The organism is Pseudomonas sp. BIC9C, assembly GCF_034541995.1.
GTDB classification, from domain to species: Bacteria; Pseudomonadota; Gammaproteobacteria; order Pseudomonadales; family Pseudomonadaceae; genus Aquipseudomonas; species Aquipseudomonas fluorescens_CC.
The window spans coordinates 357503-375791 of sequence record NZ_JAWDGM010000003.1 but is presented as its reverse complement, the minus strand read 5'-3'; the positions used below and the strand labels follow the sequence as shown (position 1 = coordinate 375791).

At 60.2% G+C, this 18289-nt stretch carries 15 protein-coding genes and 1 pseudogene; 7 read left to right on the top strand and 9 right to left on the bottom strand.

The features are described 5' to 3' along the window. Positions 1-32 precede the first annotated feature (32 nt). Genes RS887_RS16320 through RS887_RS16305 form a run of 4 tightly spaced genes read right to left on the bottom strand, consistent with a single transcriptional unit; the run spans position 33 to position 3215 of the window. Positions 33-839, bottom strand: coding sequence for a DUF4892 domain-containing protein (locus RS887_RS16320; RefSeq protein ID WP_111281607.1), 807 nt, complete (start codon positions 837-839; stop codon positions 33-35). 8 nt (positions 840-847) lie between these two features. Next, positions 848-1507 (bottom strand): glutathione S-transferase family protein, encoded by a 660-nt coding sequence (locus tag RS887_RS16315; protein ID WP_322616139.1) that lies wholly within the window; start codon positions 1505-1507, stop codon positions 848-850. Between the two features lie 50 nt (positions 1508-1557). Next, positions 1558-2412, bottom strand: coding sequence for an alpha/beta hydrolase (locus RS887_RS16310; protein ID WP_322616138.1), 855 nt, complete (start codon positions 2410-2412; stop codon positions 1558-1560). Then, a complete protein-coding gene (locus tag RS887_RS16305) occupies positions 2409-3215 on the bottom strand; it encodes an alpha/beta hydrolase (protein ID WP_322616137.1) in 807 nt (268 codons plus the stop codon). Before RS887_RS16305 ends, RS887_RS16310 begins: the two co-directional genes overlap by 4 nt. 205 nt (positions 3216-3420) lie before the next feature. On the opposite strand from RS887_RS16305, the gene RS887_RS16300 reads away from it, so the two are divergent. Then, entirely contained in the window at positions 3421-6420 is a 3000-nt protein-coding gene (locus RS887_RS16300; protein ID WP_322616136.1) for an RHS repeat-associated core domain-containing protein, read from the top strand. Positions 6421-6429: 9 nt separating this feature from the next. On the opposite strand, the gene RS887_RS16295 is transcribed toward RS887_RS16300, so the two are convergent. From RS887_RS16295 to RS887_RS16275, 5 genes and pseudogenes are all read right to left on the bottom strand, one after another. Next, a complete protein-coding gene (locus RS887_RS16295) occupies positions 6430-6873 on the bottom strand; it encodes a hotdog fold thioesterase (protein WP_322616135.1) in 444 nt (147 codons plus the stop codon). A gap of 32 nt (positions 6874-6905) precedes the next feature. Further along, positions 6906-8571: pseudogene (locus RS887_RS16290) on the bottom strand (AMP-binding protein). 110 nt (positions 8572-8681) lie between these two features. Continuing rightward, a complete protein-coding gene (gene sixA, locus RS887_RS16285) occupies positions 8682-9137 on the bottom strand; it encodes a phosphohistidine phosphatase SixA (protein ID WP_111281595.1) in 456 nt (151 codons plus the stop codon). Beyond that, a complete protein-coding gene (locus tag RS887_RS16280) occupies positions 9134-9481 on the bottom strand; it encodes a DUF4389 domain-containing protein (protein WP_008016536.1) in 348 nt (115 codons plus the stop codon). The genes sixA and RS887_RS16280 overlap by 4 nt, the downstream gene beginning before the upstream one ends. A 31-nt stretch (positions 9482-9512) precedes the next feature. Then, positions 9513-10538: an NAD(P)H-dependent glycerol-3-phosphate dehydrogenase gene (locus RS887_RS16275; protein WP_043302208.1), complete on the bottom strand. Its 1026-nt coding sequence runs from the start codon at positions 10536-10538 to the stop codon at positions 9513-9515. A gap of 195 nt (positions 10539-10733) precedes the next feature. On the opposite strand from RS887_RS16275, the gene RS887_RS16270 reads away from it, so the two are divergent. From RS887_RS16270 to RS887_RS16245, 6 genes are all read left to right on the top strand, one after another. Next, complete coding sequence (locus RS887_RS16270) at positions 10734-12857, top strand: TonB-dependent receptor plug domain-containing protein (protein ID WP_322616134.1); 2124 nt, start codon at positions 10734-10736, stop codon at positions 12855-12857. A gap of 1 nt (position 12858) precedes the next feature. After that, positions 12859-13791 carry an ABC transporter substrate-binding protein gene (locus RS887_RS16265; RefSeq protein ID WP_322616133.1) on the top strand — a complete coding sequence of 311 codons (933 nt, stop codon included), beginning with the start codon at positions 12859-12861 and terminating at the stop codon, positions 13789-13791. Next, positions 13788-15689: an ATP-binding protein gene (locus tag RS887_RS16260; protein ID WP_322616132.1), complete on the top strand. Its 1902-nt coding sequence runs from the start codon at positions 13788-13790 to the stop codon at positions 15687-15689. Before RS887_RS16265 ends, RS887_RS16260 begins: the two co-directional genes overlap by 4 nt. Before the next feature lie 247 nt (positions 15690-15936). Further along, positions 15937-16452, top strand: coding sequence for a 3-hydroxyacyl-[acyl-carrier-protein] dehydratase FabA (gene fabA, locus RS887_RS16255; protein WP_003179264.1), 516 nt, complete (start codon positions 15937-15939; stop codon positions 16450-16452). An 11-nt stretch (positions 16453-16463) separates the two neighbouring features. Beyond that, entirely contained in the window at positions 16464-17684 is a 1221-nt protein-coding gene (fabB, locus tag RS887_RS16250) for a beta-ketoacyl-ACP synthase I (protein ID WP_008016529.1), read from the top strand. Positions 17685-18063: 379 nt separating this feature from the next. Then, positions 18064-18252, top strand: a complete 189-nt coding sequence (locus tag RS887_RS16245) for a hypothetical protein (protein ID WP_111281587.1) — start codon at positions 18064-18066, stop codon at positions 18250-18252. The last annotated feature ends 37 nt before the right edge of the window (positions 18253-18289 follow it).

Sequence of the window (18289 nt, the reverse complement as noted above, 5' to 3'; positions counted from 1 at the left end):
CGAACGCAGCGTACTCGTTCGCCCGATACAGCCTACCGCAATAGCTCGATATGCAGGCCAGAGCCTTCGACACTGCCGGTTTCCATCCGCGCGGCACGCACGCCCTGGCCCATCAGGGCCTGACGCCAGGCTTCGGCGTTCGCTCCGGAAATACTGACCCGCAAGGTGGTGTCCAGATTGAGTCCGCGAGAAATCAGACGTAGCCAGGTCTCGTCAGGTGCGCTGTTCAATGTGGAAAAATCGAGCTCCCCGGTACTCTTGAGCTCACGCAGCAAGGTCGCGGAGGTCGGCAACAACTCACCCAGCGGTGCCGAAGCGTCGAACTGCTCGACATGCAGGTAGGCTTTGCGATTACCGCGGGTGATGCTGTACAGCGCGACGAGCGTGTTGTCCCGTGGAGCAGCAAGTCGCAGCAGCAAATAGGCTTGCTGATCGTCGGCACCGTACAGCTTGGCGTTGCCAAAGACCTGGTTGGCCCAGAGGCTGCTTTCACCGCAATCGCGCGCCTGGCACCAGAAGAGCAACCCGGCGTCCTGCTGTTGCAAAGCCTCGCGGGCAGCGGTGAACGCCTCGATGGATGAATGCTCCGAGGGCAATTCGTAGGTCACCGAAGTGACGTTGCCACGGGCACTGACCTGACCGTCGAAACGTAACTGGCCACTGATTTTGCGGATCGAACCCAATGGGTAGATCCGCTCCAGTTCGGCGGCGGGACGATAGTCGACAATCTGGGCGTCGACCATGCGCGGCACTATCGGGAGGTCCTGGCTGCCCGGGACATCGGCGGCGAACAACAAGGGACTGAAACTGCACAGCACCAGCAAACTGAATGAACGCATGGATAGACTCATCGGATCAGCATGGCCTGGGCACCCTTGATGACACTGGCTTCATCGGCGCGTTGTGGTACCTGCAGACCACGCTGCACTGCCGGCCGAGCCTCCATGGTTGCCATCCAGCGTTGCAACGCCGTCAAGCCCTCCACCGAGACGCCCGACCATTCGTAACCGCGCACCCACGGAAAGGTGGCGATGTCAGCAATGCTGTACTCGCCGGCGAGGAACTCCACGCTTTGCAAACGCGTGTCGAGCACTTCGTAGAGGCGACGGGTTTCATGTTGATAGCGGTCGATGGCGCTCTGCAGTCTTTCCGGAAAGTAGCGGAAGAACACGTTGGCCTGGCCCTGCATCGGGCCGATGCCCCCCATCTGAAACATCAGCCACTGCAATACCACCGAACGTCCCTTCGGGTCGCTCGGCATCAGTTTGCCGGTCTGTTCAGCGAGGTAAATCAGGATGGCGCCGGATTCGAACACGGCGAAGTCGCCGTTGGCACGGTCGACAATCGCCGGAATCCGCCCATTGGGGTTGATCTTGAGGAAGTCCGCGGACTTCTGCTCCTTTTTGTCGAAACTCAAGGCATGCACCGTATAGGGCAGGCCGAGTTCCTCGAGCACGATAGAGACCTTGTGGCCATTCGGGGTCGCAGCGGTGTAGAGATCTATCATGGTTGTCTCCCATTTCAACCCGCCCAGCCTCGACAGTTGCCCGACGCAAGTCAAGGAATGGCGAAGAACCGATTGAAACAGTCTGCGACAAGATCGGCGCCGGGTTCGTCATTGAGATGCAAATGATGGCCGCCTGGCAGCTGTTCACGGCTAAAGGGTAGACGCTCCAGCAATTCGGGGTGTTTGGCGAGCATGCCGTCAGCAGCGACCACCAGTGTTGCAGGACATTGGACCCGCTGGACGAAGGCCATGGCCTGCTCGGTGGTAAGACGCAGTGGCGATGGCAGCGTGAGGCGACTATCGGTGCGCCAGGTATAACCGCCCGGTACCGGCATCAGGCCACGCTGCGCCAGCAGTTCAGCGGCCTCGCGGCTGACCGCCACCAGGCCCTTCATGCGCGCTTCGATGGCACGGTCGAGGGTGTCATAGACCGGTTTGCGCTTTTCCCGCAGATCCAGTTGCGCTTGCAGGGCCATGCCCATGCGCTCGGCAGCGTTTTCACCTTTGTCCGTTGGCGGAATGATGCCGTCGATCAACGCCAGGTGGGTGACCCGCTCGGGCAGCGATCCGGCGATGATCAGCGAAGCAATGGCGCCCATCGAATGCCCCATCAGCGCAAATTTCTTCAGCCCAAGCTGTTCGGCGACTTGCAGCACGTCGTGGGCATAGTCCCACATGGCGTAGCCGGCTCCCGGCGGGCGATGCCCGGAATGACCGTGACCGGCCATGTCCAGGGCGATGATGCGCAGGCCTTTAAGCTTCGGCGCCAGGCGGGCAAAGCTGTTGGCGTTGTCCAGCCAGCCATGCAAGGCAATGACCGGCAAACCGTCTTCAGGACCGAACAGGTGCGCCGCCAGTTCGATGTGCGGCAGGCTCAGGCGGACCTCTTCGACGACGTGGTTCATGCGCAATCCTGTTGTCGACGGCCGTCCCAGCGGTAGAACAGGCCTTTGAGCATTTCAGCGGTATCAAGGGGACGTTCCAGCGGAAACATGTGGCCGCCGGGCATGGTCAGCGACTCGCCCAACGGCAGGCGGTCGACCGAACTGGCGTGATGGCGCATCACCACGCGGCTGTTGTGCCCGCGAACCACCGCCAGCGGCACTTGCAGCTGCCGGGTGCTGCCCGGACTGGTGTGCGGCACGCCGCGATAGATGCTGATTTCCGTGGCAGGGTCGAAGCGCAGGCGCAGCTTGTCGCCGACCTGGTGCAAGCCATGTTGCAGGTAGGCATCGAAGCATTCCGGGTCGAAACCGCGAAACAGGGTTTTACCGGCGAAATATTTCCGGGCGCTTTCCAGGTCGGCGAATTCTTCACGGCGGCCCAAGGTACGGCCGGCCGGGGTCAAGCGGTCGATGAAACCGAAGCGCTTGGCCGCCCGGATCACCCATCGATCGGCTCGGGTCAGCACTGGCGAGTCGAGCATCACCACGCCGCGATAAAACTCCGGGCAGCGCAAGGCTGCATGCAGATGCAACACGCCCCCGAAGGAGTGACCGACGCCCCACACGGGCTCGGCCTGTTGTTGCAGGTGATGGATCAGCTCATCCACCAGGTTGTACCAGTTGTCGTCCGCCGGGAAACGCGGGTCGTGGGCGTGCTGCTCCAGATGCGTCACCTGATATTCGGGTGCCAGCGCCGCAAACAACTTGCCGTAGGTTCCCGAAGGAAAACCATTGGCGTGGGCGAAAAAGATCTGTTGCGACATACCTGCAAATCCATGAGCGAGAACAGGTGTTGATTGTCCGCAAGACCGCGTCCTGCGGCAATGACCGTAACTGCCAGGAAGGGTGACAGACCTGCCGTGGCTATGACGTTACTTTGGGCGCCAGCTGTTATTTCTGACAGTTGACTGCCAACCGGCATCAAGTGGATAAGAAGGGCTAAACCGTCGACTCACGGACATATTCACGATGACCCACGCCAACACTCCGGCTATCCAGGTATTTGACCCGCGCGGGTTAAGCGTGCGTGGTGTGGCGTATCACCGTCGTGATAACGCGTCGACACCGCAGCCTTGCATCACTCAGCAGGAATATGACGGCACCGGTCGCGCTGTTCTTAGTCGTGATCCACGCCTGTTCCGCTTACATCAAGACGGTCAGACGGCAGCCAGTCAGCAAAACGTTTTCAGTTTGTCGGGCGCTGTCGTCCTTTCGCAAAACAGCGACGCCGGCTGGCGCCTGGGATTGCTCGGCGCGCATGGACAAAGTGTTGAAGGCTGGGATCAGAAACTCAGCCACAGCCGCGTGGAGCATGATCCTCTGTGTCGTCCGGTGGCTAGGTTCGAGCGCGCGTGGCAGGAAGCGGAGCGTTGCGTCGCACGTTTCACTTATGCCGATAACGACGCCGATGTCGGCCACAACCTGCGCGGTCAGTTGATTCGGCAAGACGACACCGCCGGCACCCTGCTCTTCACCGAGTTCAGCCTGAACGCTACGCTATTGCAGCATGGCCGCGCTTTCATCGCCGACCCGCGATGGCTGGTGGACTGGCCCGAGTCAGTGCCTGAACGCGACGCCTTGCTGGAGAACGAGCCAGCCATCACTCGCCTGCATTGCAACGCCACCAGCGAACCTGTCAGCCAGACAGATGCATTGGGCAACCGGCAGACGTTCATTCATACCTGCGCAGGCGAAATGCGTGAGGTTCGTCTGAAACTCGCCGGAGAGGCCGATGAAACGGCACTGGTCCAAGGCATTCAGTACAACGCCTTCGGCCAGATCGAACAACAACGTGCAGGAAACGGCGTTGTTTCATTTGCAAACTATCGGCACGACGACGGCCGACTGGAACACCTGAAAGCCTATGTGCCAGGGCAGCCGGCATTGCAAGATCTTACCTACGAATACGATGGGGTGGGCAATGTCACCTGCATCGCCGACGCCGCTGAAGCGACTCACTTTCACCGCAACCAGCGCATCGAGGCAATTAATCGCTATCGCTACGACAGTCTCTACCGCCTGATCGAGGCCAGTGGCCGGCAATTGCGCAACGCGCCGGGTGGACCACAGTTACCGGATTTCCAGTGCACCGCCGATGCCGGACAAATGGAAAATTACACGCGTATCTACACCTATGATGAGGCCGGCAACCTGAAGCTCATGCAGCATCAGGCAGACAGCGCCAGCCGTACCGAACGCACGGCTGTCGCCCGACTCAGCAACCGCAGCCTCCCCGAGAAGCCCGATGGCGAGCTGCCTGACGAACAGGAAATTGCCGTCGGTCATGATCTGAACGGCAACCGTACCGAGCTGCAACCGGGACAAACCCTGCGGTGGAACCTGCGCAACCAGCTGCGGCAGGTCGATCAGGTGGTGCGTGAAGATGAACCCGGCGATTGCGAGTTTTATGTGTACGACGGCAGCGGTCAGCGTCAGCGAAAAATCCGTCAGGCCTACACCGGCACATTGACCCGCACCCACGAAACCCGCTATTTGCCAGGCGTGGAGCTCCGTATTTCTAACGACGAGACGCTCCACGTCGTGACGATCAAGGCCGGACGCAGCACGGTGCAAATTCTACACTGGCAGACTGAACCACCAGCCGGCATTTCCCAGAACCAGTATCGCTACGGTTTTGCCGATCATTTGGGCTCCAGCGCTCTGGAACTGGACGCAAAGGCCTTGCTGATATCCCGGGAAAGTTACTACCCCTACGGTGGAACCTGCTGGTGGGCCGGGCGCAACAAACTTGAATCCAGCTACAAGACGCTGCGCTATTCAGGACAGGAACGGGATGCCACCGGACTGTACTACTACGGGTTGCGCTACTACGTACCCTGGTGCCAACGCTGGCTGAGCGCGGACCCGGCGGGAGTTGCCGATGGATTGAACCTGTATGCCATGGTGCATGGCAATCCGATGGGACATGTGGACTTTCAGGGGCTGATCACTGTGGGTGAAGTGTTTAACGCGGCTGGCGCAACGTTTGCGCGTGATGGAGTGAGTGCCTTGGCGGGTGGAACTGTCAGGTATTTTGCGGCACAAGCACTGACGCAATGGGCAACACTGCCTGACGATGCAGACGGTCAAACCGTAGACCCAGGGTCCAACCTTGCCTTGACAGTGGCAGGCTCACTGGTAGGTACTTTGGCCGGCGGATCGATGGGGATGGGTGCAGGCAGCAATATCGTCTCCCGTTACAGCAATAGCCGTACCGCGCAAAGGATCGGGGCGGGTATTGGTGGTTTGTTGGGTGCAGCTGCGGGTGCAGCAGCTCCCCTCTATTCATATCTGAATAATCCCGGGGCATTGAATGTTGTAGCCATCAGCATCATCAGCAGTGTGCCAGGGGGACTGGCAAGGGAAACCGGGCAACGAGTCTCCGCAGAACTTGGTCCCAGGCTCACTCTCGCCCCGTCCGGCGTTGCGACTAGCCTGCGCACAGGCGCCTACGGGGTGTTGCTGTTTAGCGGCGGCGCCATTCGAGCAGAGCTTCCTGCTTTAGCCGGGGTAGCCTTCAGTGCTGTCGTCGAGGGTCTTGATGGGGTATCTATCGTCAGTATCAATGCGTTGCGTGGAGGAACCTACGCATCAGGTACCAACCAACTATCCATGCCACGTTTCTGGGAGTTGATGTATGGCTGGTCCACGCGCACGGCCGGCTCAGGCTTGACCGCCTCACTGACGTTTATGTTCGACCCGATGACCAGTGCGATCGAAAACGTCAATTTGCGCATGGGCACCGTCGCTACAATGGCAACGCCCACTGAAGCCCGGACTTATTTGGGGCAGCATGTGCAGCGCGGCACTGCCGCGCTGTTCAGATATGATGACGCGAACTTCCGCCTGGACCAATTCACCGAACTCAACAGTGAATGGACTGATTCAGCCCCTGACAGCTACCACCCGGAAATGCGCAATGGTTACGACATTCCCATGACATCAAGACGCCGTTCGTCCAGTGTGTAAGGGTTTCAACTAAGGCGTCGGCGGCTTCTCGCCCAACGGCACCACCGCCATGGTCAACCGCGACACGCAACTGGCCTTGCCCTCATCGCTGGTCAGCCGAATATCCCAGACATGGGTCGTGCGGCCGATGTGGATCGGCTTGGCCACCGCCGTCACCCGCCCGCTGCGCAGGCCGCGCAAATGGTTGGCGTTGATTTCCAGGCCCACGCAATAGAACTTGCTGGCATCGATGCACAGGTAGCTGGCCATGGAGCCGACCGTTTCGGCCAGCACCACCGAGGCACCGCCATGCAGCAAGCCGTAAGGCTGATGGGTGCGGTGATCGATGACCATGCTGGCGGTCAGGGACTCATCGTCGAAGGCCTCGAAACGGATGTCCAGCACTTCGCCGATGGTGTTTTTCTGGATTGCGTTCATTTGCTCGATGTTGGGGGTGGTGCGCCACAGGCTCATCGCAGAGTTTCCTTGTTGGTCTTGTTCGTGAATCAATCCTGCCACAGCACCGCTTCGCTGCGCTCGCTCCATTCTTCAAAGCGCTCACCGTAAGCCGCTTCGATCACATTGCGCTTGATCTTCAGAGTCGGGGTGAGAAAACCGTTTTCCACGGCCCAACTGTCCTTGACCACCACCAGGCGCCGCAGCTGCTCATGTTTGTCGAGGGCGCCGTTGACCTCTTCCAGCAGTTTTTCCAGGCTGGAATGCAAGCCGGCGCGCGCGACCCCGCCGGCATCCTGCTGGCCGACGGCCGACAACACGCACAAACCCAGCGGTGCGCTCAAGCCATCGCCCACCACGCAAACCTGTTCGATGCGCGAATGCACGGCCAGACGATTTTCAATCGGTGCCGGCGCCACGTATTTGCCTTTGCTGGTCTTGAAAATTTCCTTCAGACGACCGGTCAGGCGCAGATTACCTTCGGCGTCCTCCTCGCCCTTGTCGCCGGTGCGCAGGAAACCGTCCTCGGTGATAGTGTCGGCGGTTTTTCCGGCTCCTTGAAATAGCCGAGCATGGTCGCGCCACTGCGCACCATGACCTCCCTGTCTCGGCGATCCGTACTTCGACTTCCGGGCACGGTTTACCGATCCAGCCCGGTTTGTTCTGGCCCGGTATGCCAATGTGGGAGTAACCGCAACTTTCAGTCATGCCGTAGACCTCCAGCACATCCAGCCCCAGTTTGCGGTACCACAGCAACAAGGTCTGCGGTACCGGCGCAGCGCCGGACAGCGCAATGCGTAACGCATCGAGCCCCAAGCCGGCGAGGACTTTATGCCCGACCCGCTTGCCGATGATCGGCAGGCCGAGCAGGAAGTCGAGGCGTTTTGCCGGGATCTTGCTGTACACGCCCATCTGGAACTTGGTCCAGATGCGCGGCACGCCAAACAGCGCGGTCGGGCGTGCACGTTGCAGGTCGGTGAGAAAGGTGTCCAGGCTCTCGGCGAAAAACACCGTTTGGCCGGTATAGATCGACGCCAGTTCGACGAACATCCGTTCGGCAACGTGGCACAACGGCAGGTAGGACAACAGCCGGTCCGACTCGTTGAGGCCGAACAGCGAAGTGCCGCGTGTGGTGGCGAACCCCAGGGTGCCAAAGCTGTGCATCACGCCTTTGGGCATGCCCGTGGTGCCGGAGGTGTAGATGATGGTTGCCAGTTGATCGGCGGCAGGTTTGGGATCGTCCTGGATCGGCGAACTGCGTTGCAGGTCGGCCCAGCTGAATTCGAACGTACCCGGTGGATGCAGGGGCAGGCTGATGGTCGGCAGGTCGGGACTGATGCCACGGGACATGCCTGGCCAGTCGTCGAGCTTGCCGATGAACGCCAGCACCGCTTCCGAGTGATCAAGTACTTGGGAAACCGATTCGGCGGTGAGATTGGGGTACAACGGCACCGACACATGCCCGGCCATCCAGATCGCCAGGTCGGCAATGATCCAGTGCGCACAGTTCTTCGAGATCAGGGCGATATGGCTGCCCTGCGGCAGTTCTCGCGCTCGCAACCAATGAGCCGCACAACGGGCCTGGTGACCGACGTCCGCCCAGGTCAACGTCTCGACCTGGCCGCCTCCGACAGGCTGGACCAGAAACCGCTGGCGGGGATGACGGGCCTCACGCTCGTAGAAAACGTCCAGTGGCAAACGAAACGCAGCAGACATGACTCGCTCCTGTTTTTTTGGTCTGGAGCAAGCGTAGTCAACCAAGCAAGTGCTTGGTTGACTATTTCATACAAATTTTCTCAGGTGATGACATCCCGCAGAAATGCGATTCAAGGGTGCTTGATGCTGTCGAGCGTCATCGAACCGACCAGCAGTTCATCGCCCTTGAGTTCGGCCAGCCCGGCGGTGCTGACTCTCTCCGGGGGATATCCTGCGCCATGTTGCAGGTAGCTCAGCAAGTTACCCACCAGCGGATTATGACTGACCAGCAGGGCTTCACTGACGGAAACCAGTTGCTCGGCGACCTTGTCCGGGTCGGTGTCCGGGGTCAGCCATTCGACGATGCGGATTTCAGGTTCGAATCCCAGTGTTTCGCGCACCAGTTGCGCCGTCTGCTGTGCTCGCATGTATGGGCTGGCATAGATCGCTGTAAGCGGCTGCCCCACCAGGTTGGCGGCGGCGCGCAGCACTTCTTCACGACCGTTGGCAGTCAGTTCCCGCTCCGAATCATGGGGTTTGGAACCGTGTGGTTCTGCTTCACCATGACGCAATACCCAGAGTTTCATAGCTTGGGTTCCTCATCTCGAGCCGGATGCGGTGCCGGTGCCACGACATGCGGCGCTTCACCTTCCGGCGTACGCGGCGTCGGCCAATCGGCGAACGGCCAGGGCTTCTGGTCGCTGTGAAAGCTGCCGAAACGACCGATCTGCGCCAGAAACTGGCTCAGGCTGTCGCCGAAATTCATCAGGCTGGCGCTCGGGGCGCCATAGAACAAACGATAGATCAACTGCACCAGCACGACGGCGCCGAGGATGAACTGCGCCACTTGCCACACCAACACGAAGACGATCATCCACAACACGCGCAGCAGGATGGATTCGTAACTGGCTTCTACTTTTGGATCGTTCATGTGCAACTCCCTGCTTTTCTGGCAAGCGTGATTAGTTGAAACCGCTGGTGGAAATAAAGTCGACGTCGGTTTTCGGCTCGCCACGCATCAACAGACCGATGACCTGCTCCAGCGTGCGTCCTTCGAACAGGATCGCGTGCAGCCCGGCGACCAGCGGCATGTACACGCCAACCTCCTGGGCCTTGGCCTTGAGCACTTTAAGGGTGTTGACCCCTTCGGCGACTTCGCCCAGGCGCGTGACGGCCTCGTCCAGGCTCAGGCCCTGGCCGAGGGCGAAGCCGACCTGATAGTTGCGGCTCTTGGGCGACGAACAGGTCACGATCAGATCGCCCACGCCCGCCAGCCCCAGGAAAGTCATCGGGTTGGCGCCCTGATTCACCGCGAAACGGGTCATTTCCGCCAGAGCCCGGGTGATCAGCATGCTCTTGGTATTTTCCCCCATGCCCATTGCCACCGCCATGCCGGCGATGATCGCGTAGACATTTTTCAACGCCCCGCCCAGTTCCACGCCGAAACGGTCGGCGCTGGCGTAGACACGAAAGGTGCGCCCGTGCAGCGCGGCCTGAACCTGCTGGCACAGTTCTTCGTCTTCACTGGCGACCACCGTGGCGGTCAGTGCATGTTCGGCGATTTCACGGGCCAGGTTCGGCCCGGACAAGACACCGATGCGCGCTTGCGGGGCGATCTCTTCAAGGATCTCGCTCATCAACTTGAACGTGTGGGCTTCGATGCCTTTGGTCAGACTCACCAGCAGTTTGCCAGTCAATCGTTCCGCGTACGGCACCAGCACCGAGCGCAGCGCGCTGGAGGGCAGTGCGACAAAACACAGGTCACAGGCGTCCAGGGTGGCTTGCAGGTCGGTGACTGCAGTCACACCCGGCAAAATCTTGATGCCCTTGAGGTAACGCGGGTTTTCGCGATTGACCCGAATGGCCTCGGCCTGTTCGGGGTCACGCATCCACTGAAGGACCTGATGCCCATTCTCGGCCAACAGATTAGCCACGGCGGTTCCAAAACTTCCGCCTCCCAGGACCGCAATCGGGCGCTGTTCAGTCATATGCAATCCGTTAATCCATACCAGTGGCGATGTCGGCATTATACGGGGCAGCCCATCGGCGGCCAGCCCCGACATCAAATACAGGCGCCCGCAGGAAGAAGACCAACAAAACCGAGGAAAATGCAGACATCGTGAATGGAAAAGTCATTCGGCTCGGTTAACATGCGCGCCTTCAATCACTGACAGGGATAGGTTGTGTCTCCGGGTACTCCTTCACCGCGTTCGCCACTGGTATTGGCGCTGATTTTCAGCTCGCCATTGCTGGCCGACGACTTGTTCCTGGACAGCGAACCGCTGCCGCAAGTGCTCACGGCCACGCGCCTGAAGCAGTCGCCGGCGGCCGTTCCGGGAAGCATGACAGTCATCGACAGTGCCCTGATCCATGCCAGTGGCGCCCGCGACATCAGCGAACTGCTGCGTCTGGTGCCGGGGATGATGGTCGGCAACATCAATGGCAATCAGGCGGCGGTGAATTACCACGGCACCAACGCGACGCAAGCGCGGCGCATGCAAGTGCTGATCGACGGGCGCTCGGTGTATCGCGCCGGCCTGGCCACCGTGGACTGGAGTGACATTCCGGTGGCCATGGAAGACATCGAGCGCATCGAAGTCTTTCGCGGGCCGAATACCGTCAGCTACGGCGCCAATGCCCTGATGGCGGTGGTCAACATCATTACCCGGCGGCCCGCCGACAGTCACGGTACGCGCATGAAGGTCACCCAGGGCCAGCGCGGCATCAACGACTTTTACGCCAGCCAGGGCATGGGCTGGGAGGGTGGTGACTTGCGCCTGTCCCTGTCAGGCCAACAAGACGACGGCTTCGACACCGACCGAACCGGGGCCGACTACCGTGACAGTCGTCGCCTCAATCGCTTCAACCTCGCCGTCAGCCAGAGCCTCGACGAACGGCAAAGCCTCGATTGGCAATTGAATGCCAAGGACGGCACCAACCAGCGGCCCTATACCTACCGGCCGGTGTTCCCGGGGATTACCCGCGTGGGCGACGACTCCGACGTCACCGCCAAGGACTATGCCGGGTCATTGCGCTGGAATCTGGACGTCAATCCCGACCACAGCCTTTATATCCAAGGTTCGGCCCAACACTGGGATCGCCAGCAAACCTGGCGCGCCTGCGACGCAGAAGTTTCGTTCAGCCCGCAACTGACCGAGCTCTGGCAATTGGACCCGAACTACACCGAACGCCTGGCCCGCAACATCACGCGCTTCATCGGTCCTGGTGCACCAGCCAGTACACCCGCCGAACAGGCGCTGGCCAACCAGGTACTCGATCAATGGCGCAACGGCGCGAGCCAGACCGTTTGCGGCGACATCGACCAGAGCACCCGGGAGTCGCGCTACGACCTCGAACTGCAGGACACTCTGAGCCTTGCCGATAACCTGCGGCTGGTCAGCGGAATAAACTATCGTTACGACCGGGCGGATTCCGAAACCTACTTCAATGGCACACTCGATGACAGGATCTGGCGGGCGTTCGGCCAGTTCGAGTGGCGTGCCAGCGAACACTGGCTGCTGCAGGGCGGTGCCATGTTCGAGGACACCCGGTTGATCGGCAGCTCGCTGACACCTCGCATGGCGGTCAACTACCTGATCAACCCGCGTCACGGCTTGCGTGCAGTGTACTCCGAGGCCGTCCGTTCGCCGGACATGTTCGAGAACAACGTCAACTGGAGTTATCAGGTCACCAACCTCAACCCCGGTGCCTTTGGCCAGTCCAGCGCCCGCTATTTCGTCAAGACCCGTGGCCCCGGCGACCTCGATCAAGAGCACATGCGCTCCCGGGAACTGGGCTACAACGGCTACTTTCCCGAACCGGGGCTGGCGATCGACGTGAAGTTGTTCCACGACGAAATCACCGGCATGATCAGTGAACCGCTGCGCAACAATCAGTACATCGCCAGCAATGCCAACGAGGCGCGATTTAGCGGCGCCGAAACCCAGCTCGACTGGCGTGTCGGCAGCCTCGATCGCCTGCGACTGACCTATGCCTACGTCGATGCCGACACCAGCAACCCGCTGGATGCCAGACAGACTGCAAGCAACAGTGGTTCAGCCGGATGGCTGCGGGATTGGGGCCGGGGTTGGAACAGTGCTCTTTTCTACTATGGCGATGACGCCCTCAACGGCTACCGCTTTGAACGGGTCGATGTGCGCATCGCCAAACGTATCGCCTTGGGCAAAGCCAGCCTGGAGCTGGCCGGAGCGCTCCAGCAACGGCTGGACAATCAGCCTACTACCTTCATCGACAACAATTATGAGCAGCGCCACGTGATGTATTTCAGCGCGGAGCTGGAGCTTTAAGATGCCGTGTCGTCCGGCGTGGAGAGCGCTGACCCTGGGTCGGCTGCTGGCCATGCTTTGCCTGCTGACAAGCGGCCTGCTGGGCAGCCTGGCGAGTAACGCGGCCGACATCTTGCTCACGGGGGCCGAAGACAGCCCCGGTGTGCGGGCGTTTACTCAGGCTCTGAGCGAATTACGGCCGAGCGATAACGTACGATTCCAGACACTGGCCAGTTTGCCGGTTCCTGACAGGCTGCCGGAAAACATCCGCTTGATACTACTCGACCTGCCCAGCCTCGACTGGCGCCTGCAGGACACCCGAGGCCCGGCGACACTGGTGTTGCGCATCAGTCGCCTGCAAGCCCGGCAACGCTTGAACAACACGCTGCCTGCGCGCCTTTCCCTGCTTTGGAGCGATCCACCGCTGGACCGCCAGTTGCGCTTGACCCGCACCCTGTTGCCGCAAGCCAAACGCATCGGCGTGCTCTACGACAACCACAGTGAATTCCTGTTGAATGAGTTGCGTCAGGCCGCCCTCCCCTTGGGTCTTGAGGTGGTCACCCAGCGCTGGCATGACATTCACGACAGTCGCCCGTTACAGGCCTTGCTGAAAAACAGCGATGTGTTGCTGGGCCTGGACGACGCCGACCTGTACAACCCGCAAACCGCAAAGAACCTGCTGCTGAGCAGCTACTCGCAGCAAGTGGCGCTGATCGGACCCAATGTCGGATTCGTCAAGGCCGGGAGCCTGGCCAGCACCTATAGCGATCAGAGCGATTGGCTGGCGATCCTCAACGAATTGCTCGACCGGCCACCGGCCACCTGGCCGCGCACGCACTACCCCCATCAATTCAAGGTCGCGAGCAATCCGCAGGTGGCGCGTTCGCTGGGGATCGAACAGATAAACGAAGCGTCTGTCGCCACGTTGCTGGCTGAAGGAGAACGCCGTCCATGAGCTTGCGCCGCCGCTGGGACATCAACACTCGCACCCAGCTCATCAGCCTCGGCCCTGCCCTGCTGTTGACCTTGTTGCTGATCAGTTTCTTCACCTTCGTGCGCATCCAGGATTTGCGTCAGGAAATCACCCACACCGGTCAGTTGATCGCCAATCAACTGGCCCCGGCCACCGAGTACGGCGTGATTTCGGGCAACATCGAAGTGCTTGAGACCTTGCTCAAGGCGACGCTGGCCACGCCCAACGTGAGCTTTTTGGAAATCCAGGACAGTGCAAACCGGGTTCTGGTGTACATCGAACAACCGAGCGAACACCACAATCGCGCGCAACAGCTCGAAGTGTTCCAGGCACCGATACGGCTCCAGCGAATCGCCTTGCACAATGACTTTTTCCAGAGCAGCAAAACCGCCAGCGCGGCCCCCACCGAAGACTATCTCGGCCGGGTGATCGTCGGGCTGTCCAACGATGCCTTCAGCCGGCGCCAGCAGGAAATCGTGCTCAAGGCCGCCATCCTGGCGCTGTTTGCCCTGCTGTTTACCTTCCTCGTGGCCCGGCGTCTGGCGGGCAGCCTGTCGCGACCGATCCGCGACATCGGCAATGCGGTCAAGGCAATCCAGGACGGCGACTACAAAAAACCGCTGCCCATTGTCGACGACACCGAACTGGGGGCGCTGTCGCAACACATCAACAACCTCGCCAGCGGTCTCGAGCAGGCCAGCCGCGAACAACACCAGGCCATGGCGCAGTTGATCCAGACCCGCGAAGAGGCGGAAAAGGCCAACAACGCCAAATCCGACTTTCTCGCCATGATGAGCCATGAACTGCGCACGCCAATGAATGGCGTACTGGGCATGCTGCAGTTGCTGGAAACCACCGACATGACCGAAGAACAGGTGGAGTACGCGGCGCTGGCCTCGGAATCTACCGAGCACTTGCTCAAGGTCATCAACGACATCCTGGATTTTTCGCGGATCGAACGTTCGGAACTGGAACTGGAGCACATTCCGTTCAACCTCGTCGACCTGATCGGCAGTTGCGCCCAGTCGTTTCAGCACAGCGCCGCGCAGCGCGGTCTCGACTTGCAACTGATGATCCCCGACGACATGCGCGGCTTGCAGGTCAAGGGCGACCCGACGCGTATCCGGCAGATACTGGTCAACCTGGTCGGCAATGCGCTGAAGTTCACCGAGCAGGGCCGCGTTACCATCGAAGCTCAGTGGCAGTCGCTGGACCACGAGTTGCTGTGGTTCACCTGCACCGTGCGCGACAGCGGCATCGGCATCCCGGCGCAAAGCCTGGAGTTGATGTTCAACGCTTTCCAGCAGGCCGACAGCTCCATTTCAAGGCGCTACGGCGGCACCGGACTGGGCCTGCCGATAGCCCGCACGCTCGCCGAACGCATGGGCGGCACCTTGCGCGCGCAGAGTGAGGAAGGCCGCGGTTCGGTGTTCACCCTGGAAATTCCCCTGGCACTGCACCAGCAGACACAGCCGCCGTTGGTCCCACGCGCGCAAACCCGCAACAGCGACGGCGAAGGGCGCAATGTGCTGCTGGTCGAAGACAACCCGGTCAACCAGACGGTCATCGAAGGCATGTTGCGCAGCCTGGGCTTCAAGGTCAGTGTCGCGACCGACGGCGCGCAGGCGGTACGCAGTGCCGAGAGCCTGATTTTCGAAGCGATCCTGATGGATTGCCGCTTGCCGATCATCGATGGCTATGAAGCCACCCGGCAGATCCGCCAGTTGCCCGGTTGCACCGACCTGCCGATCATTGCCCTGACCGCCAACGCCTTGCAGGGCGATCGCGAAGCCTGCCTGTCGGCGGGGATGAACGATTACCTGGCCAAGCCCTTCAAACGGGCTGATCTGCAGCAAATTCTGCAACATTGGGTGCAGTAGTACAGGCCTTTCGACCATCTGCGACTGGCGTGAAAGGCGAAAGTGCGGCAGTCTTAGGCACCTCGACAGGCCCGAAAAGGGGCTTGAATAATAATTTCAGTGCACAAGTGTACATTCATGTCCTTGTTGCTGTGACTTTCACCACAACGCAATAGTCTATGAGTAGGCTGCCGGTTCGAGGCATGAACGCTTCGATCGGCCGGGAAGATTTGCCCCACCTGCCGCATGGGACTATTGAGGAGCTCGCATGACCAAACAAAACGCCTTTACCCGGGAAGACCTGCTGCGCTGCAGTCGCGGTGAGCTGTTCGGCCCGGGTAACGCGCAACTGCCCGCCCCGAACATGCTGATGGTTGACCGCATCACCCTGATCAGCGAAGAAGGTGGCAAGTACGGCAAAGGTGAATTGGTCGCCGAGCTGGATATCACTCCGGACCTGTGGTTCTTTGCCTGCCACTTCGAAGGCGATCCGGTGATGCCGGGCTGCCTGGGCCTCGACGCCATGTGGCAACTGGTCGGCTTCTTCCTGGGCTGGCAAGGCCTGCCGGGCCGTGGCCGTGCGCTGGGTTCGGGCGAAGTGAAATTCTTCGGCCAGGTCCTGCCGACCGCCAAGAAAGTCACCTATAACATTCATATCAAGCGCGTCCTCAAGGGCAAGCTGAACCTGGCCATCGCCGACGGTTCGGTCACTGTCGACGGTCGCGAAATCTACACCGCCGAAGGCCTCCGGGTCGGCGTGTTCACCTCCACTGACAACTTCTAAGGGTTATCCGCATGCGCCGCGTCGTTATCACTGGTCTGGGCATCGTTTCTTGCCTGGGCAATGACAAAGAGACCGTCTCCGCTAACCTGCGTGCAAGCCGCCCTGGCATCCGGTTCAACCCGGAATATGCCGAAATGGGTCTGCGTAGCCAGGTTTCCGGCTCCATTGACCTCAACCTTGAAGAGCTGATCGATCGCAAGATCTATCGCTTCGTCGGCCACGCGGCAGCTTATGCCTACCTGGCCATGAAAGACGCCATCGCCGACTCGGGCCTGACCGAAGAGCAGGTGTCCAACCCGCGTACCGGCCTGATCGCCGGTTCCGGTGGCGCATCGACCCTGAACCAGATGGAAGCGCTGGACATCCTGCGCGAGAAAGGCGTCAAGCGCGTCGGCCCATACCGCGTAACGCGGACCATGAGCAGCACCGTTTCCGCTTGCCTGGCCACTCCGTTCAAGATCAAGGGCCTGAACTACTCCATCGCTTCTGCCTGCGCCACCAGTGCTCACTGCATCGGTACCGCCATGGAACAGATCCAGATGGGCAAGCAGGACATCGTCTTCGCCGGTGGCGGTGAAGAAGAGCACTGGAGCCAGTCGTTCCTGTTCGACGCCATGGGCGCCTTGTCCAGCAAGCGCAACGACACTCCGGAAAAGGCCTCCCGTGCCTACGACGCCGATCGTGACGGTTTCGTCATCGCCGGCGGTGGCGGCATGGTCGTGGTTGAAGAGTTGGAACACGCCCTGGCCCGCGGCGCGAAAATCTACGCGGAAATCGTTGGCTACGGTGCGACCTCCGACGGCTACGACATGGTTGCCCCGAGCGGCGAAGGCGCGATTCGCTGCATGCAGCAGGCGCTGTCCACCGTCGATACCCCGATCGACTACCTGAACACCCACGGCACTTCGACCCCGGTCGGCGACGTCGCGGAAATGAAAGGTGTGCGTGAAGTGTTCGGCGACAAGGCCCCAGCCATCAGCTCCACCAAGAGCCTGTCGGGTCACTCCCTGGGCGCCGCCGGCGTTCACGAAGCGATCTACTGCATGCTGATGATGGAAGGCAACTTCATTGCCGGCTCCGCCAACATCGACGAGCTGGACCCTGAAGTGGCCGATCTACCGGTGCTGACCAAGACCCGCGAAAACGCCACCATCAACACCGTGATGAGCAACAGCTTCGGTTTCGGTGGCACCAACGCCACGCTGGTACTGAAGCGCTGGGAAGGCAAGTAATTTCCCGCTGCTGAGCCTCACATGAAAACGCCCCGACTGGTTCGGGGCGTTTTTTTTGCCTCGAGAAAAGCTCAAGGCAGATGCAAAACCTGTGGGAGCGAGCCTGCTCGCGAAAGCGGCGTGTCAATCGGTATAGATGGTGCCTGACACACTTTTCGCGAGCAGGCTCGCTCCCACAGGTACTGCGATCAAGATGAAGCTTTTGTCATGAAACTTAAGGCCCTGCGATTGAATGTCGCGGATTTCGCGGGCTGCAGGACTGTTTCCATTTTTGCAAGAAACCCTTTCCAATTTCAGTCATTTACTTAGCAAGCTATCAAAATATATAACAAAGGCCTGCACACGCCTTGCTGCAGATAACAGAGATTGGAGCTAGCAGATGACTGTAAAAGTAACTGAACGCGACGATTCACATAAATCCCATGAAGGTGTAGCCGCCGGTATCCGCATCTGGGACGTGCATCAACAAGACCTGCTGGTCGGGATGTTCCACTCCGAGACCGAAGCCCACAAATACAAGGCCGAACTGGAAACACTGGAGCAGCAACGCGAAGCGCGTTCTGCATAACTACCGCATTGAAAACGACAAACCCCGCCATGAGCGG

Excerpts from the sequence above, each read along its gene's own strand:
- RS887_RS16310 (WP_322616138.1), bottom strand. The coding sequence starts at position 2,412 with ATGAACCACGTCGTCGAAGAGGTCCGCCTGAGCCTGCCGCACATCGAA.
- RS887_RS16295 (WP_322616135.1), bottom strand. The coding sequence starts at position 6,873 with ATGAGCCTGTGGCGCACCACCCCCAACATCGAGCAAATGAACGCAATC.
- sixA (WP_111281595.1), bottom strand. The coding sequence starts at position 9,137 with ATGAAACTCTGGGTATTGCGTCATGGTGAAGCAGAACCACACGGTTCC.
- fabA (WP_003179264.1), top strand. The coding sequence starts at position 15,937 with ATGACCAAACAAAACGCCTTTACCCGGGAAGACCTGCTGCGCTGCAGT.
- RS887_RS16300 (WP_322616136.1), top strand. The coding sequence starts at position 3,421 with ATGACCCACGCCAACACTCCGGCTATCCAGGTATTTGACCCGCGCGGG.
- RS887_RS16305 (WP_322616137.1), bottom strand. The coding sequence starts at position 3,215 with ATGTCGCAACAGATCTTTTTCGCCCACGCCAATGGTTTTCCTTCGGGA.
- RS887_RS16320 (WP_111281607.1), bottom strand. The coding sequence starts at position 839 with ATGCGTTCATTCAGTTTGCTGGTGCTGTGCAGTTTCAGTCCCTTGTTG.
- RS887_RS16245 (WP_111281587.1), top strand. The coding sequence starts at position 18,064 with ATGACTGTAAAAGTAACTGAACGCGACGATTCACATAAATCCCATGAA.
- RS887_RS16275 (WP_043302208.1), bottom strand. The coding sequence starts at position 10,538 with ATGACTGAACAGCGCCCGATTGCGGTCCTGGGAGGCGGAAGTTTTGGA.
- fabB (WP_008016529.1), top strand. The coding sequence starts at position 16,464 with ATGCGCCGCGTCGTTATCACTGGTCTGGGCATCGTTTCTTGCCTGGGC.
- RS887_RS16280 (WP_008016536.1), bottom strand. The coding sequence starts at position 9,481 with ATGAACGATCCAAAAGTAGAAGCCAGTTACGAATCCATCCTGCTGCGC.
- RS887_RS16260 (WP_322616132.1), top strand. The coding sequence starts at position 13,788 with ATGAGCTTGCGCCGCCGCTGGGACATCAACACTCGCACCCAGCTCATC.
- RS887_RS16265 (WP_322616133.1), top strand. The coding sequence starts at position 12,859 with ATGCCGTGTCGTCCGGCGTGGAGAGCGCTGACCCTGGGTCGGCTGCTG.
- RS887_RS16315 (WP_322616139.1), bottom strand. The coding sequence starts at position 1,507 with ATGATAGATCTCTACACCGCTGCGACCCCGAATGGCCACAAGGTCTCT.